The 15,243-nt window shown below is 58.4% G+C and carries 12 protein-coding genes and 7 pseudogenes; 5 read left to right on the plus strand and 14 right to left on the minus strand.

The genetic code is table 11. From position 1 onward, the window contains the following. From MLPF_RS17590 to MLPF_RS17610, 5 genes are all read right to left on the minus strand, one after another. Positions 1–465 (minus strand): amidohydrolase family protein, encoded by a 465-nt coding sequence (locus MLPF_RS17590; RefSeq protein WP_236685034.1) that lies wholly within the window; start codon positions 463–465, stop codon positions 1–3. After that, the gene (locus tag MLPF_RS17595; protein ID WP_236685035.1) at positions 462–671 is read right to left on the minus strand and encodes a hypothetical protein; all 210 of its coding nucleotides are present in this window, start codon (positions 669–671) and stop codon (positions 462–464) included. The genes MLPF_RS17590 and MLPF_RS17595 overlap by 4 nt, the downstream gene beginning before the upstream one ends. A 444-nt stretch (positions 672–1,115) precedes the next feature. Further along, entirely contained in the window at positions 1,116–1,298 is a 183-nt protein-coding gene (locus MLPF_RS17600) for a hypothetical protein (protein WP_237755985.1), read from the minus strand. 83 nt (positions 1,299–1,381) lie between these two features. Continuing rightward, entirely contained in the window at positions 1,382–1,573 is a 192-nt protein-coding gene (locus MLPF_RS17605) for a hypothetical protein (protein ID WP_050039129.1), read from the minus strand. A gap of 20 nt (positions 1,574–1,593) precedes the next feature. Next, complete coding sequence (locus tag MLPF_RS17610; RefSeq protein WP_236685037.1) at positions 1,594–1,830, minus strand: hypothetical protein; 237 nt, start codon at positions 1,828–1,830, stop codon at positions 1,594–1,596. 63 nt (positions 1,831–1,893) lie between these two features. Here MLPF_RS17610 and MLPF_RS09720 point away from each other — a divergent pair, with 63 nt between their 5' ends. After that, the gene (locus tag MLPF_RS09720; RefSeq protein WP_045843159.1) at positions 1,894–2,592 is read left to right on the plus strand and encodes a dienelactone hydrolase family protein; all 699 of its coding nucleotides are present in this window, start codon (positions 1,894–1,896) and stop codon (positions 2,590–2,592) included. A 779-nt stretch (positions 2,593–3,371) separates the two neighbouring features. Here the strand turns inward: MLPF_RS09720 and MLPF_RS09725 are convergent. Together MLPF_RS09725 and MLPF_RS09730 are read right to left on the minus strand one after the other, a co-directional pair. Next, on the minus strand, positions 3,372–3,758 hold the full coding sequence (locus tag MLPF_RS09725; protein ID WP_045843160.1) for a PPOX class F420-dependent oxidoreductase: 387 nt from the start codon (positions 3,756–3,758) through the stop codon (positions 3,372–3,374). Beyond that, positions 3,755–4,144: pseudogene (locus MLPF_RS09730) on the minus strand (cobaltochelatase subunit CobN); the annotation flags it as partial. The gene MLPF_RS09725 and the pseudogene MLPF_RS09730, both read right to left, overlap by 4 nt. 93 nt (positions 4,145–4,237) lie before the next feature. On the opposite strand from MLPF_RS09730, the pseudogene MLPF_RS17615 reads away from it, so the two are divergent. Then, positions 4,238–4,771: pseudogene (locus tag MLPF_RS17615) on the plus strand (precorrin-8X methylmutase); the annotation flags it as partial. Between the two features lie 72 nt (positions 4,772–4,843). Next, positions 4,844–6,326, plus strand: a pseudogene (locus MLPF_RS09735) (SAM-dependent methyltransferase). Positions 6,327–6,353: 27 nt separating this feature from the next. On the opposite strand, the pseudogene bla reads toward MLPF_RS09735, so the two are convergent. Continuing rightward, positions 6,354–7,229: pseudogene (gene bla / locus MLPF_RS09740) on the minus strand (class A beta-lactamase); the annotation flags it as partial. Positions 7,230–7,501: 272 nt separating this feature from the next. Between bla and sigC the strand changes: the two are divergent. Then, the gene (gene sigC / locus MLPF_RS09745; RefSeq protein WP_045843184.1) at positions 7,502–8,056 is read left to right on the plus strand and encodes an RNA polymerase sigma factor SigC; all 555 of its coding nucleotides are present in this window, start codon (positions 7,502–7,504) and stop codon (positions 8,054–8,056) included. 806 nt (positions 8,057–8,862) lie between these two features. Here sigC and MLPF_RS09750 read toward each other — a convergent pair. Further along, positions 8,863–9,600, minus strand: a pseudogene (locus MLPF_RS09750) (SAM-dependent methyltransferase). 100 nt (positions 9,601–9,700) lie between these two features. Between MLPF_RS09750 and MLPF_RS16375 the strand changes: the two are divergent. Then, positions 9,701–11,966 (plus strand): annotated as a pseudogene (locus tag MLPF_RS16375) (MMPL family transporter); the annotation flags it as partial. On the opposite strand, the pseudogene MLPF_RS09770 reads toward MLPF_RS16375, so the two are convergent. The 5 genes and pseudogenes from MLPF_RS09770 to nadD form a co-directional block, all read right to left on the minus strand. Further along, positions 11,952–12,620: pseudogene (locus MLPF_RS09770) on the minus strand (DegV family protein). The pseudogenes MLPF_RS16375 and MLPF_RS09770 overlap by 15 nt on opposite strands. Positions 12,621–12,766: 146 nt before the next feature. After that, entirely contained in the window at positions 12,767–13,510 is a 744-nt protein-coding gene (gene octT, locus MLPF_RS09775; protein ID WP_045843164.1) for a diglucosylglycerate octanoyltransferase, read from the minus strand. After that, positions 13,500–14,174 carry a glucosyl-3-phosphoglycerate phosphatase gene (gene gpgP, locus MLPF_RS09780; RefSeq protein WP_045843165.1) on the minus strand — a complete coding sequence of 225 codons (675 nt, stop codon included), beginning with the start codon at positions 14,172–14,174 and terminating at the stop codon, positions 13,500–13,502. The genes octT and gpgP overlap by 11 nt, the downstream gene beginning before the upstream one ends. Next, a complete protein-coding gene (rsfS, locus tag MLPF_RS09785) occupies positions 14,174–14,563 on the minus strand; it encodes a ribosome silencing factor (protein ID WP_045843166.1) in 390 nt (129 codons plus the stop codon). The genes gpgP and rsfS overlap by 1 nt, the downstream gene beginning before the upstream one ends. Further along, positions 14,560–15,234, minus strand: coding sequence for a nicotinate-nucleotide adenylyltransferase (gene nadD / locus MLPF_RS09790; RefSeq protein WP_082082375.1), 675 nt, complete (start codon positions 15,232–15,234; stop codon positions 14,560–14,562). Before nadD ends, rsfS begins: the two co-directional genes overlap by 4 nt. Positions 15,235–15,243 lie beyond the last annotated feature (9 nt).

The following is a 15,243-nucleotide window of genomic DNA, read 5'->3' on the forward strand; positions in this document are numbered from 1 at the left end:
TCACAGCACCCCAGGGCACGGTTTGGCGGCAATGCGGTACGGCGTCGGTCGAGCCCAGCCACGGTAAACGGGCACCCGCGAACATCGGTCAGTAGACCAGCACTGGACGGCGTCGCGCGGCGCACCGATTTCAATGGCCCAGACGTCCCACACAGCATAGGAGACCGGCTTGTGAGGAACCAAGGTGCCAATCTTGCCGTCGGGGGCACCACCTGCCCACCAGCCACCTCGGGTCGCGCCAGCGAATGCCGCTCGCGCCGAGACTGCGCGTCCAGGAGTGTAGTGATTGACCGCTGCCTGCACGCTGACCCACGGACCAAGACGTATTACCGGGGTGTCGAAACCTAGCGTAAGGAGCATGCCGTGGGATGCTAACAGTGCTAGCGGGTTGAGTTCGCTGCACCGCTTTACACCAAGGTGAAAGGCGTGCGTGCCGTTGCCGCCCCCAGAGCGCATCAAATTCATTTGCACGCCGACGATGCCAGCCCCGATGCGCCCAGTTTGGCAACCTGATCCGTGGTCACCATATCGATGTGCTCCAAACGGTGCCCACACCGGGCCACCGCACCCACCCTCAGGTCAGCGACGACGCTTTCGAAGGCGGCGACCGCTGCATCGCAGATGATGTGACACTCCGCCGTCACCTGCGCTGTTCGTGAGAACGCCGACAACAGGCTCTAAGGTAACCGGATTACTTCGACACCATGATTGGGGACACAAACCTGCAGCCAGCCGTCGAGCCCACCGATGTTGGAGCTGGCCCATCCGTGAACCGAGACGATGCCTGCTGCCGCCGCTAGCGTCCCGGGCCGGGCGTAGGCTAACTGCGGGGTGTTTCGTTAGGGCACGGGCAGCGGGCCCACACCAGGTGATGAAGGTTCGCCGGTCAGCGGTTGCTGAGCCGCGAAACCGGCCGCCGTAGCCCAGTAAAGACCAACGCGGAATGCGCGTACACGCGTGCTAGATTAGGTGGGTCGCTCACCGAGCACCGCATCTAGATAGTTGGTGCCCGGCGCAGTGTGATTGGGTCACGCCGATTCGTACCACCTGTGCCCCCACACCGGCTGCTTCCAGTAGGCGACTGTGTAATCGGCGACTATCTGAATGCAGTGCGTTCACGAGACACCCGGGCATAGATCCAGTCCACTGAGTATCAGACCGGTAGCGCTCAGGTGAATACGGTTCTCCACGAACTCCAGCTCCATGAATACCCCATCGTGATCCTCCACGTAAGCGTCCGGAAACTGGCTGCGACCGACGTCGTCGCTTCCTAGCCGGGCTACAACATCACCACGCACCAACATCGGTCATCTGTGTGGTTGGGGCTGTACACACAGCCGTTCACCAGCAGCTTGGTGGAAGTCCGAGTCACACCGCAAAACTACATGGGGCCCACAGTTGTATGTTGCGGCAAAATCGGCGTTTCGACGTCTACCACGTAAATGACCTCACTCTCGATGAAATCGTGACTATCGCCGGGTGCTATCGTGTCTGTGACTAGTGGCACCCGTTGCTGGAAACTAAGCACAGAAAGTGCAGTCAATCCGGGAATCAGCACCAGAACCGTGGCCACGGTAACCCCCGCGCCGTCATTTAATGCGGTGCACGGTTCAGCGAGGCTCGACCGCAGTTGCACCAGTCGAGCACGAACCTGCGACCCGCCAAGCAGGCCCACAAGACCCCATCCCAAGCACGACGGAAGTCACACAGCACCAGCAGGGCCCAGCCAAACCCGATAATCGACACCAACGCAACGATCGCCGCCAGCTCGACAACCACGTAAATGCGGAACAACCGCCGCACCATGTGATGCCAATGTGGGCAGAACACGCTCGAGTTCCTTGTAAGGACATCTAAGCGCTACACTGACGCACGATGCTATGAAGATGACGTATGAGCGCTATTAAGATCGACACCCCCGACGGACCGATCGATGCGCTTCTGAGCGTACCATCGGGTCCTGCGCCATGGCCAGGCGTAGTTGTAATTCACGACGCTATCGGCTACGAACCCGATAAGGAGTCTACTAACAACCACATCGCCACGGCGGGCTACCTGGCGATTACGCCGAATTTGTACTCACGCGGTAACCGTGCCCGTTGCATCACCCGAGTCATACGTGAGCTACTGACCAAGCGAGGCCGCGCCATTGACGACATTCTGGCTGCCCGCGATTACCTGTTGGCCATGCCGAAATGCTCCGGACATGTCGGTATCGCGGGCTTCTGCATGGGCGGTCGGTTCGCACTCGTTATGTCGCCTAAAGGTTTTGACGCCTCTGCGCCGTTCTACGGCACTCCATTGCCTCGCAACCTCGGTGAGACGCTGAACGGAGCATGCCCGATTGTGGCGAGCTTTGGCGGCCGTGACCCGCTGGGTATTGGCGCACCCAAGCGATTGCACCAAGCGACTCAGACCCGGCACATCACCGCTGACATCAAGGTCTACCCCGGCGCCGGGCACAGTTTCGCGAACGAGCTTCCCGGCCAGCCACTACTGCGTATCACAGGCTTCGGCTACAACCAGGCCGCCACCGAGGATGCGTGGAACCGTGTCTTCGCGTTCTTCGACAAGTACCTGCGAACCGACTGAGACGCCGCACGGGCCGCCTATCCCGGTTGAGCGCCCAGCTTCGCAACAACAACAACATATTCGCGAAGGTGTGTTAAGTATCACCTCGCCAGCGCGCCGAAAAGTAACTGCCGCCGTGGACGACGAACACCGGCCACGAATCGGTCGCCGTATCCACACCACCACCATGCCGGAAGTCTTGAGCCAACAGTGCGACGTTTCTCGGATGACGTCACAGAAAGCCGTTGGGCCTTTGAGGGCGCGGATAACCTCCGACTGCACCGACCTGTACCCGCGTGGTTGACCACCTCCTCGACGTAGATGCGGCAGTAGTTGGGATCCCAGCAGCGTGTGACACAGGTCAGCCGCTAGCCGGTGCGCTCCACAACCTACGTCACGGCTGTGTCCGGCGTTCGTACAAGATCACTCTACCGGGCCGCCAGGCGGCAGCAACGCATTGATGCCGTCGACGGTGGCCTGGGTCCAGCGGGCGAGATTCTGTAACTCAACCGATCGCAACATGTCTTGATATGCACGGCGGCCATCCTTATTCGCCCGCGGCGCAAACCCGATAACCGGGATGGCAACCCGACACCGGACAGCACCGACCAGACACCCGCACCCTGGCCAGTGACCATGCTGTCGTCAGCCATCCCGGGCGTGCCGCTTTCGGTAACAAAACCACCCAGTGACCGTTGGTCGCTCACCCCCCACCTAACCACAACCCAAACCGGATCGAAGTCTCGAGCGGGAATCGGGACTTCGATCCGGTGCTCATCGGCGCTGCCGACTGGCCGGGGTCAACTTCCAGACACTCTGAGCTCGAGACCGACATTGTTTTGCATACCACCGCGCAGCTTGCTGACGAAGTTGAACAGCCGGCCCTGGATGCCATACTGCTTGCCGATTGCGTCGTAGACGCTGCCCGTGTGCAACTTGTCGAGGATGGTGGCGGTACCATCGACAGCCTCGCTCGTCGCGCAACCACGTACGTTGCAAGTGGCCAGCGTAATCCGGGGGGTATTGCGGATTCTCTTGACCTTCCAAGCCTTTTCCGCGGATATACCTAGCAGCCGGTCGCCGTCAGCGGCGGCCCAGATGGGAGTCGGCTTGGGTCGGCCATCCTTGGTGAATGTGGTCAGCAGGATGTACTGTGCCTTGGCCAGGTCGGCAAATGTGGGCGTCACAGCCCCAAACCTACCTGCGGCAAACCGCCCAGATCGCCCTCGGTTTCCAACAGCACCTTACGCAACTGATTGAGGGCGCTCGGTTGCGAATCGACCCACATGCTACGGCCGGTTACCTCCAGCAGATGTTCGGCCATACCGTGCAACGCCCACGGGTTGGACTCCGCCATACGCTTCCGGTTCTCCGAGTCCAGCACGTAGCGCTAGGCAAATTGTTCATACATCCAGTCGGCAATTATCCCGGTGGTGGCGTCCAACCGAACAGGTAATCGACGATCGCCGCCATTTCGAACGCCCCCCTTGTAGCTGTGCCGACGCATTGCAGGCATCCGGCGGAAATTGACCACTTGGGCACAAAATACCCGCGCGGTCTTCTCCGAAAAGGATACTGGCTGCTGCGGACACAATCCGTGGCGATCACCAGCGTGGCGAAGCTGGATGCAATGGGTCACCACCCGAGCAAACCCGAGGGTGAGTATGTGCTCAACTACCTACGCTACGCGGCTGGAATCTATCGTCAATCGTTCGCGGTTATCCAGGCCGAATGAGACCTAACCCGTTTCCCGGCCAACATCGTGCGCGTCGTGTTCCGATACCTGCGAGCAGGTGAGCGTCGTGAAGCATGTTGCCTGCACCGACAACGTGGTAGCTCGGGTCCGTGCCGCCTTGCGCAATGCCGTCCCAGTGTTGTGCAATTCGTCAATCTAAGCCACAGAGATCACTATCGCGCGGAGGCTACCCGCCAGCAACCAGATAGTGGCGCCAATCGTCGATCCGCGTGCGGACGAGCTGGCCGCCCGCTGGCACACCACTCGCTCGGTGGCCAGTGTGGAGTTGTGCGTGATCGACTGGCCGGCACGGCACTCACTATTGACAACAAGTCCACCGCGCTGTTCCAACTGTTCGAATTGATCGATGACGGGATTCCAAGGTGCTGAGAGAACCTATCGGATTCGTCCGCTCCGCGCCGACCAAGCAGTAGCTTATCGACTTCCCCGCGCAGGATGTCCTATTGTTGACGGCCGCTGTTGCCGCTACGGCAGCGGCCGTCAAGGCAATCGTGACCAACCACTAAATAACGACTCGTGGCATATTATAATATTTATAGGGCGTCGACTTTGGGGCCCGGCAACCCGGAATTAGTGACCGTCAAAGCCACTCGAGTGATCGGTGCAGTCGATGTGGTGGCCTATCACAACGCCCAGCACGGCAGCAGCATCACACGGGCAATCGCCGAGCCTTACCTGCAGCCAGGCCACATCGAGTATCACTCGATGTGGCCGATGACCACCGAGAAGCTACCAACCATCCCAGCCGCTCTGTTCGGTGGGCTAGAAGATTCTGCAAAAGATACCACACGACGAATTGCGGCGTATCTCGAAACCGGTCGCAGTGTCACTCTGCTAACCGAGGGCAACCCGTTGTTCTACAGCTCGTACATGCATTTGCACGCCCAGCTCACGCATCGGTACGACGCCGTCGTCGTGCCAGAATTGACGTCAGTGAGCGCCGGCTTGGCGGCCATTGCGACCCCGCTGGTAACTGGTGACGAAGTGCTCACGGTGCTACCGGGCACGTTGCCGATGACCGAGTTGTCCCACCGACTCATCTAACACCGACGTAGCCGCAGTGCTTCAAACTAGTCTGTTGGTATCACGTTGTGCCGGAATTTCTCTCGGATTCCGAGCAATTTTAAGACGCCTTCTATGCGGAGAGGACCAGGACCGAAGGATAGCACGTCCTGCCAGCCGCTGACGTCGACGAAACCAGCGTTCCTTACTCCTCTCTGGCCATGTTGCCGGGCGCCCGGCTGCAGTGACGCTCCTCGCTAGTTGGTGCTGCCGCAGTGGGGGGTTGGTGCCCGGCAGCAATGCTTGGATGACGTAGCAGAGTCGACGCACGCTAGTCGCCTTGACCGATTTAATCGGTTATGGTTGCTATCTGGGCCGCGTCCCAGTCCGAGACGGTCAGCAAAGCCATCCAGCGACAACACCGACTAATCCGCTTGTGCGCTACTCGCGTGCGCGCTGACCGAGCAAGGCCACGCGGTGGCAATGATGTCCTAGGGTGATCCGGGAGTGTTCTCGATAGCCACCGTCGTTCTGAGAGAGGTGAAACAGTTTCTGGGCGTGCGGATCCTGGTGATTCCGGCAATGACCACCGATCAAGCCGTCGCCAGCCGGGTTAGTGTTCCGCTGATATATGACTACGCGGTGATTTCGTTGTCCGATCGGCTCCAAGCCGTGGCAAGTGGTCACCGAGTACCTCGCCGCTGACTGCGTGCTGGCCATCTACAACCCAGATTCAAAAACGCTTACCTGGCAAGTGAGTACGATGTAGAAGGTGCTGTTTTCCTATCGGGATCACGGCACACCGGTGGTGATCGGCCACGACGTATCCGGCCCTGTGCCGTTCCCTGACAAAGATATCCGCATGATTCGGCTAGTCGATCTAAACACCACTAACATCGACATGCACTGACTAATGATCGTCGGATCTTAGTAAAGCTGTTGTTAATTAACCGATTCCGAAGATAGAGTATTCACCTCGCAACACTATCCCAGTTAGTGGCCCAGCTGCGGCACTTAAACGGGGAACCTGGGCAAAACCTTTGGCCGCACTGGCAACCAGCGCTTCACTTGGTTGGGTGTCATATCCACCAAAGGAACGATCGGACAGGATCGCCACGACGCGCAGCACGCCCCTAGACGACCACATGACCGTAACGTCGTTGGCACACCCATAATCCACCCGATCCCGGTCTTATCGACTATTTTACCAACTAGCGGGAAATCTCGCCCGAATCCGCTTAGCGCCAGTGGTGGTACGCACCAGACAATCGGCAAATATTGCGCTTGTCCGGTGACAAGGCATCGCCGAGAACAAGCTGCCGGATGTCGGCTCCACCCCACGAGGTGTCGTCTGTCTCGCTCATCTCCGGGCGTATCTCGGTTCAACTCCGGCTCCAATTGGCCCAACCGGCCCAGAGTGTCCCCTAGGCTGGCAGGTTTATAGTCAGCGAAAACAATCGCACACCCAGGTCGGCCAACAAAAGATTGGCAGCAGTGCTGTCGCCATAGCGAACGACCGCATCACACAACTGCCCTAATGGCCATTCCAGTCTGAAAGTGTTGCTCGGTAGATCGGTGAGATCGGCCGAATATCATTCCTAGTGTACCTGATCACCTTGTCCAAGTGGGTCAGCGGATTTGTCTGTAGAATCACCGCGGCCAGCGGCCCCTTGACTGTGGAGCAGAACGCGAACCGTTCATCGGCACGGTAAGCGATCTTGGCTCCTGGTCCGGTTGGGCACATACACGTCAAGGCGAGCCTAATACTTTACACTTCAGTTCGGCAAAACGGATCTCCAAGTCCGCTTCCGCTGAAGCTGTCGTCAACACAGCATATCCGCCAGTCTGACCGTATGCACAAGCAATAAACGGGACCATCGTAGCTACCGGCCAGCAACAGCTCTCGACGACCAAGACTACATCAATTTTCTGTCATCGTTTCGGGCATACCGCAGATCATGGCCAGTCTCGGCGGAGGTTCGCCCATAGTTGCTGGCTGCGCACACTGCTGTCACACTACCGGCGATGCGAGCTGGTGTCGTCCCCCTCCGGCCACGGGGCAACAAGCGAAACGAAACGTACCTGCTGCACGAATCGACCAGTGCGGCCATCAACCGGTCTACGACAACTGGTCGTAGACCGGTTGAGCTCGCGCATTTAAGGTGGATCCCTATGATCGCGTCTAGCGACGACGAGGCCGTTACTGACCTCGCCTTAGCAGCTGCACGCGGGAGCAAACGAGCGCTAGAGGCGTTTATCAAAGCCACCCAGCAAGATGTGTGGCGGTTCGTCGCCTACTTGTCGGATGTGGGCAATGCCGACGACTTGACTCAGGAGACGTTCCTGCGAGCCATCGGAGCCATCGAGAGATTTTCCGGACATTCCAGCGGCCGAACCTGGCTGCTGGCCATTGCGCGCCGGGTGGTCGCCGACCACATCCGTCGCGCTCAAACACGGCCCCGCACCACCTCCGACGCCTACCCCGAACGCATGCTCAACGCCGACCGCCACGCCCGCGGATTCGAAGACCTCGTTGAAGTGAAAACGATGATCGCCAACCTCGCCGCCGAACAACGCGAAGCCCTGTTGCTAACTCAGCTTCTCGGGCTGCCCTACGCCGATGCCGCCGCGGTGTGCGGTTGCCCGGTGGGCACCATTCGATCCCGCGTCGCCCGTGCCCGCGACGCGCTGTTGGCCGACACCGAGCACGACCACCTGACCGGCTAGAAGCTACACACAGCAAGTCAATTTCCCAGGCAACGGCCTTGCTGGGCGCAATAACTACCCAAAACATCGCTTCGTGCCTTAATTACTCCTCGCCGTGCAAGGAATTTCTGCTTGCTCGATTCGGGCTATCCATTCGGTGGCTTCATCGACGGTGCCGATGTTTGTCGCCCTCTTCCAAGTAGCAGCGACCGCCGCACTATCCCCACCGTTATATTCAGGGCAGCAGCATTGAACTTGGCTCAGGTCATGTCGCCGCCGCTATTTGTGTTTTGATGACCAACGCGTCAATGCAGTGTGCACGCAGCAGCTAGAATTCATCATCGTAGCGATACACCCCCGAGACAGCAGCGCCTGGTGATTACACAGCAATAACGCATCGTCCGATGCGGTAATTATTTAAATCAAAAAACCATGCCTCACTGTCGGTGAACGCCTTTACGCCGGGAGCGATCCTTTGTGAGAAAAGTTCTAGAATGTGTTGCTCTACAATTATTTATGACATCTCAGCGTCTGATGCCATAACGACAGCGTCACCCGGGTACCACGGCAAATGAACTAGCGCCAAATGGGGGCACGGGTAATTCGCGATACACCTCGGCAGCTTGTGCTGTGATGGTCGCCGTAAACGGGTGAATAGTGTTGACGACGGGGTCAATTGCCTCGTCACACAGCTAAGTCCGTAAACTGTCGACGTTGCCGAACCCACCGATGCGCACCGCACCGCCCGGCAGTGACAGGTTTGGCACCCGGCCAGCGAGCTGATGAGCTCAACCTCAGAGTCCAATTCCTTCGCCAGCGCGCTGCCCTCAGAGGTGCCGCTCAGTAGCAACTTCCGCATCAATGGGCGCTCTTTTGCAGGGCGCAGTCAAATATAGGTAGCGGTCCGCGAACCCTTCGGCGGCCAGTAAGTCGCTTATAATAATCTTGGCCTCATGCATCTGGTCGGCGATATCGGCCAGCGTACCGCGTAACATGGTCTGCTGCGGCCAGCTCACGAAAGCAGCAACAGCTGCGGAGAGTTCGGGCCAGCAACTGCGGGATTATTGCGTCGATCTGAGTGGAAGCTAGGTAAAGGACCAGGCCAGGTTGGACAAGGCTTCGTCCGTCGGCATGGAGGTCAACAGGGTCGCCACCAGAAGTGACAGCACTGTCTTTGCCCCTCCCGGGGGGATGAGGTCACTTTTTAGAACGGCCACTGCCGTAGCGAAAGCAGGCACACTAGGCATCATGTAATAGCTGATGCCCCGTGCGTCGAGCCAACGACACTGCTCAATCAACCCATTATACAGCAGACGGATTCCCTGAGTGCAAATGCGCCACGTCGTGGCCGGCAGCTAGTCGGGCGAGCTCGATGACGATCCGTTCAAGCGTCAATGGACCGGTGTCGACGGCTTTTGCACCGGGTAAACACTGCACCAGCAGATCGTCGGGAATGATCTAACCTAGGTAGAGGCATACCCTGGCATCTTTTCAGAAGCCGTTGGCCGCGGACGATGATCATGTCGGTGGTTGCCCGGGACCGCGTCGATGCAATACACCGTCAGTCTTAAAATTACCGCCCATCGAGTAAGCGGCATCTGCGGGCGCCAACCAGCGAAGTCGCCCAGCGGTTCGCGATGATAACGCTGAACATGGCGTAGCTAGGTAAAGGCCTATGTGACCGGTCCCTCCGCGCTCTAGCGATGACATAAAGACCATTAGGGTAACGCGAGTCTGGCCAAAAAATCACACTGTTAACTTGCACACCATTGCAATGATGTTGCTGCTGGGCTACCGCTAAATCGCCACCACACTCGTCCGGTTGTTCATAACCGGTATAGCGTTGGCTTCGTCACGAAGAGTCATCGCGGTTCGCGTATACCACGACGTATTCGGACTTACCACGTTCGTCGCGAACACCCTCATGTGTTGGCGATCGTCGCCGCAACGGAATACGGGATCTTCCTCGCCGACTGGTATCCAAAAGCACATCAAGTCAGCTACGATCAAGAAACGATATACCACATCACATTTCGTAATGTGACCTCGGTTGTGTTAGAGCCAAGTTTAGCCATCGCCAAAGTAGCGTATTGCCCGAGCTTCGCCAAGCTAGCCTGGGTTCAAGTGGCAATCGTAATGTTGGCTGTGGTGTTCGCCGGACTCACGCTGGGTCCGGCTGTCATTTTCGCGGGCAGTTGTTTCGGTCTTTTCGAACGCAAGTGAGCGACCAGAGGCCGGCTGTGGCGGCGGATCGGCACCGATTTTGGCTGTCAGTACCGCTATCGCCCTGATCGCGCTACCGGGATATGTGATGAGTTGCAACGACCGGTTACTACCTGTCCGCCAAAGCCCCGGCCAATTTTGGCTACCAGGCTGCCGAACGGCATTTCTCTCAGACAAGGATGAACCCGAGCATACTTATGTTCGATGCCAACTACGACATGCGGCCGACATTCTGGTGCTTGATCAAGTTGTGAAAAACATCATTCGCGTGGTGGGAACCGTCATGATTCAAGACATGAGCAGGCCTCTAGGCATTTCCGGTTCAACACAGCTTGATGCCGTTTCAGAACAGCACAGAGTCAAACGACCATGCAAAATATGAACTTTCTGAAAGATAGATATGGCCCACATTCTCGAGACAGTCGAGGAAATGCAGTTCATGATCGACAGTATGCAGCGCATGTATATCGTCACGCAGGACCTGTTCAACGCCGCTGACGACAGTGCAAAATCACAACGAAAACATAAGATATTACCGATAATTGGCGGAAACAAATCGCTGATTTAAACGACTTCTGATGACCGATCAGAAATTTTTTGGTATAGGCACTGGTTCGACATAGCCATATGTTGTTCGTTGCTATCCCTATTCGACTCGTTGAATGAATTTGACCAACTTGCCAAGCAGTTCCATAACATTACGGCTGATATCCAGCACACTGCCGCGGCCACACACGAGATGCTGCTGTTGATTCCGCCGATGATCGACATAATGAAGACCACAAAAGTCCTCATGCTAAGGATTTACGCTACTTTCTTGGCGATGATTCATCGAATGGAGGTTATGAACGATACCGCCATCGTCATAAGGCAAAGCGTCGACAACTCCAAGAATGACGACTTCTTCTACTTGCCCCCTGAGGCGTTCGATAACCCGGACTTCATAGACGGTTCTACGAATATTCTTGTAGCCAGACGGCAAGTCGGAGCGCTTTTCATTTATCCATCAAGTCGATCCGATGACACCGTAAGGAATCTCGCGTGTCGCTTTGGAGCGAACCTACGCACAAGAGGGACTGACACAATCCCCCTGGCGGAGGCCAAGGGGTTGTTACCTCGGAGGTACTGCCGCAAACTTCAAATACATACACAACGGCGCCAAATAGGACCTGATGATCGTGGTGGTCTCGGCGCTCACGATGCTCTTTATGATCATGCTGCTACCCACCCGACACCTGGTGGCCGCGTTGGTGATCGGTCGGCACCGTGGCCAACTCAATTGCCGCATCCTTAAGGCTGTCTGTACCGGTATGGCAGGACCTCGTCGGCGCAAAATCCACTAGATCGTCATGGCGCTGTCCGTCATCAGCTTTCTGGTGGTCGGATCCGACTACAACCTACTTCTGTTCTCCCGATTCAAAAAAGAGATCCACACCGGACTCAAGATGGCGATAATCCGATCGATGGCAGGCACCGGTGGGGTGGTGACGGTCACGGTTCTAGTGTGCGCCTTCACTATGACTGCCATGCTCAACAGCGAACTGCAAGTTATCAGCCAGTTCGGTACCATCGTCTGCATTGGTCCGCTGATCGTGCGCACGTTGCTAGTGCCTTCGATCGCCACACTGCTGGGCCGCTGGTTCTGGTGGCCGCAAAAGTTGTCCATCCGCACAGAGACACTGCCCGGCAGAGTCTAAGTCCCAGTTAGCTCCCCGCAGACCTCGACAGCTCCGGCACCGACATGCAGCGCCAGCACCGGACCCAAGGGCGTTACGATCACCGGTTCGCACGCTAGCAAGCGCTGCGCCAGTACCGGTCGCCACCTCGCTGGCGCCCGCTGGATTGGCGATGTGGTGCACCGCCAGAGCCGCGGGGCGCTCACCCGATCACTTCGCAAATCCGATCGATCATCGCGGCCGTAACCTGACCAGCGGTGCGCACCCGTTGGACCAGAACAAGTTTGCCGTCCTCGATACGCAACAGCGGCTTAAGCGCCAGTGCGGTACCCAACCAAGCTTTGGCATTACCGATGCGCCTGCTACCACGCAGGTTGTCTAATCGATACACCACGATGAACGAGTGACCACCGACAGCTTTCCGGTGGCCGGCAACGGCGTCTACGTCACCACCAGCCGGCCGCAGCCCGTTCAGCGACGGCGCAAGTTCCCGACAGCGCCGACGAACATATGTACTGCCACCACCCCCCGCTGTCAGTCAACGCCTGCTGATAGGCGGCACAGAGTTCAGCCGGAGTCGCCGCCACGGTCGTGGCGTAGTGCGCGTACACGTCGTCGGGGATATCGTCCACACCGTCGGGCAGATCGACATCGTCGAGCAAAATGTGCAGCGGAACCAAGGGTATCGCTCACTTTTCGCACATATCGTGCGGTAGAAGCGACGACACGTCAGTCACCACCACGACGGTCACGGGCGCCGTTCCTCCTCATCGCTTGGTCTCCTGCAAGCGGGCGGTTCCCCCACTACGCCGTCGCCAGCGCGGGGCATACTCTAGCCGCGAGATTCCTCTTTTGGCACCCCGGCTTCGGCCAACGCCTTGATCATCAGTTCCGCGACCGCCTGGTGCGCCTCAAAATTCCAATGAATGCCGTCGGGATTACAACGTCCGCTTAAAATGTACTCAGCAACAGCTGCTTTGAGATCCACCAAGGGAATAGCATGGCGCTGCGCCCATTCTGTGATCGCCGCCACAGTCCTCGCCCGGCCGTGGTGAGCCTTGTCGTAGGTATCGGCGATGTGCACCGATGGCAGTGATGCCACAATCGGGATTCCTGGACGGTTGAAATCGATTGCACCACGGGTCCGTTCAAGGTACTTAGCGGTCAAGTACGGCGGCAACGCAGGTTTAGCCACTGGGGACAGCCGCGGCTGCACCCAGCCATATCCGCCGCGGATCCAACGCCGCAGCCAGGGCGGCCGCACGTAGCGGATCAGCTCACGTAGCGCGGTCGGTAACACCGAGGGCAGCGAATCCATGCCTCCGGTGGCGAAGATTACCGCGCCTGCTCTCGGCAGCGCCGCCCAGGACCGCGGATCCTGGATTGCCGCCCACCAAACATCCCGGCACGTCCAGCCGATTCGACCCACCAGCTCTAAATCCCAGCCTAATTGCAAAGCAACAATATTGGGCCAAATACGGGGATCGTCAGCAGGCAAGCCTCCGGTAGGCCCATAGTAAGCCAGCGAGTCGGCAAAGACCAGCAATACAGGTCTTGACACTACCTCAGAGCACATCGTTAGAGACCTGCGCCGAAGCGTTCCACACGTCTAGACGCCACCGAATTAGATCCAGTTCGCTGTCTGACTCATTAGAATGGCCGGACAGTTGCACCCAACTGGCATTACCCATGCTGCCCAAAATCGACCAATTGGCGACCGGGAGCCTTAACAACGCAGCCGACAAGGCGGCGATCAAGCCACCGTGAGCCACCAGCACCACCGGTCGATCCGGCTCATGAAGGTCACCCCACTCCGGGGCACCGGACACCACCTCAGTGACCACCGGCAAGCTGCGGGCCGCCACGTCAACCCGGCTCTCCCCGCTATGCGGTGCCCACGTTGCATCTTCGCGCCATGCCAGCCGGGCACCCGGGGCATCGGCATCGATCTGGCTGTGGGTTAGGCCCTGCCAGTCGCCGAGGTGGGCCTCGCGTAACCGGTCGTCCACCCGGACCGTCAACCCGGTCCGCTCCCCCAGTTTGATCGCCGTGTCATAGGCGCGCCGCAGATCCGACGACACGATCCGCAACGGCTGCAACTTACCCAGTACCTCGGCGGCAGCGACCGCCTGGGCGCGCCCCAGTTCACTAAGCTCGGTGTCTAGCTGGCCCTGCATCCGGCTACCGAGGTTGAAGTCCGTCTGCCCATGCCGCAACATCACCAAACGACGCGTCTTCATCACGGGCTCGCTGACTGCCCGGAATTTTGAGATATGTCCACTGGTACCACCAGGCAATCACCCCACAGTCGATCCAGGGCATAGAAGTCACGATCGTCCTGATGCTGAATATGTACAACGACGTCGTGGTAATCTAGCAGCGTCCAGCGGCCTTCACGAGCCCCCTCACAGCCCGCCGGCCGGTAGCCTGCTCGGCGCATTTTCTCCTCGACCTCATCGACGATGGCATTGACTTGTCTTTCATTGGACGCCGAGGCGATGACGAAACAGTCCGTAATGCCAACTAGTTGCTCGGAGACATCGATGACGACGACGTCGTTGGCTAGCTTCGCGGCGGCCGCTGCGGCTGCCACCGTCGCCATATCGATCGCCTCCTTTGTGGCACTCATGTGTCGTTTCCGATGACCAGGCTGGGGATCGTTAAACGCCCGGTTCCAGTCACGCCGCAAGGTCCACGATAGAGTCGGCGCTTAAACACGTACTGCACGACACCGTCGGGCATCAGGTACCACAGCGGTTGACGCTGCTCGACACGCTGCCGACAGTCGGTCGACGAGATCGCCAACGCTGGGATCTCGATCAATGTCAACGCTTCTGCGGGGAGCTCGCCCAGAACCCCGGTAATGTGCTCATGGCCCAGCTCATAGCCGGGTCGGCTGACCCCGACGAACCGCGCCAAGTCGAAAAGCTCATCCCAACCTTGCCAAGACAGAATGGAAGCCAGCGCGTCGGCGCCGGTGATGAAGTACAACTCGGCGTCAGGGTGGAGGGCGTGCAGATCGTGCACCGTATCCCTGGTGTAGGTGGGGCCGGTACGGTCGATGTCGACTCTGCTCACCGAGAAACGCGGATTGGATGCGGTCGCGATCACCGTCATCAAGTATCGGTCCTCAGCAGCGGAGACGTGGCGGCCTTTTTGCCAAGGCTGTCCGCTGGGCACAAACATCACTTCGTCGAGTTCGAACAGGTGCGCCACCTCACTTGCAGCAACTAGATGACCGTAGTGGATAGGGTCGAACGTCCCACCCATGACTCCCAGCCGACGGAGGTGTTTTTGCACAATTTGCTA

The organism is Mycobacterium lepromatosis (genome assembly GCF_000975265.2).
Lineage (GTDB): Bacteria > Actinomycetota > Actinomycetes > Mycobacteriales > Mycobacteriaceae > Mycobacterium > Mycobacterium lepromatosis.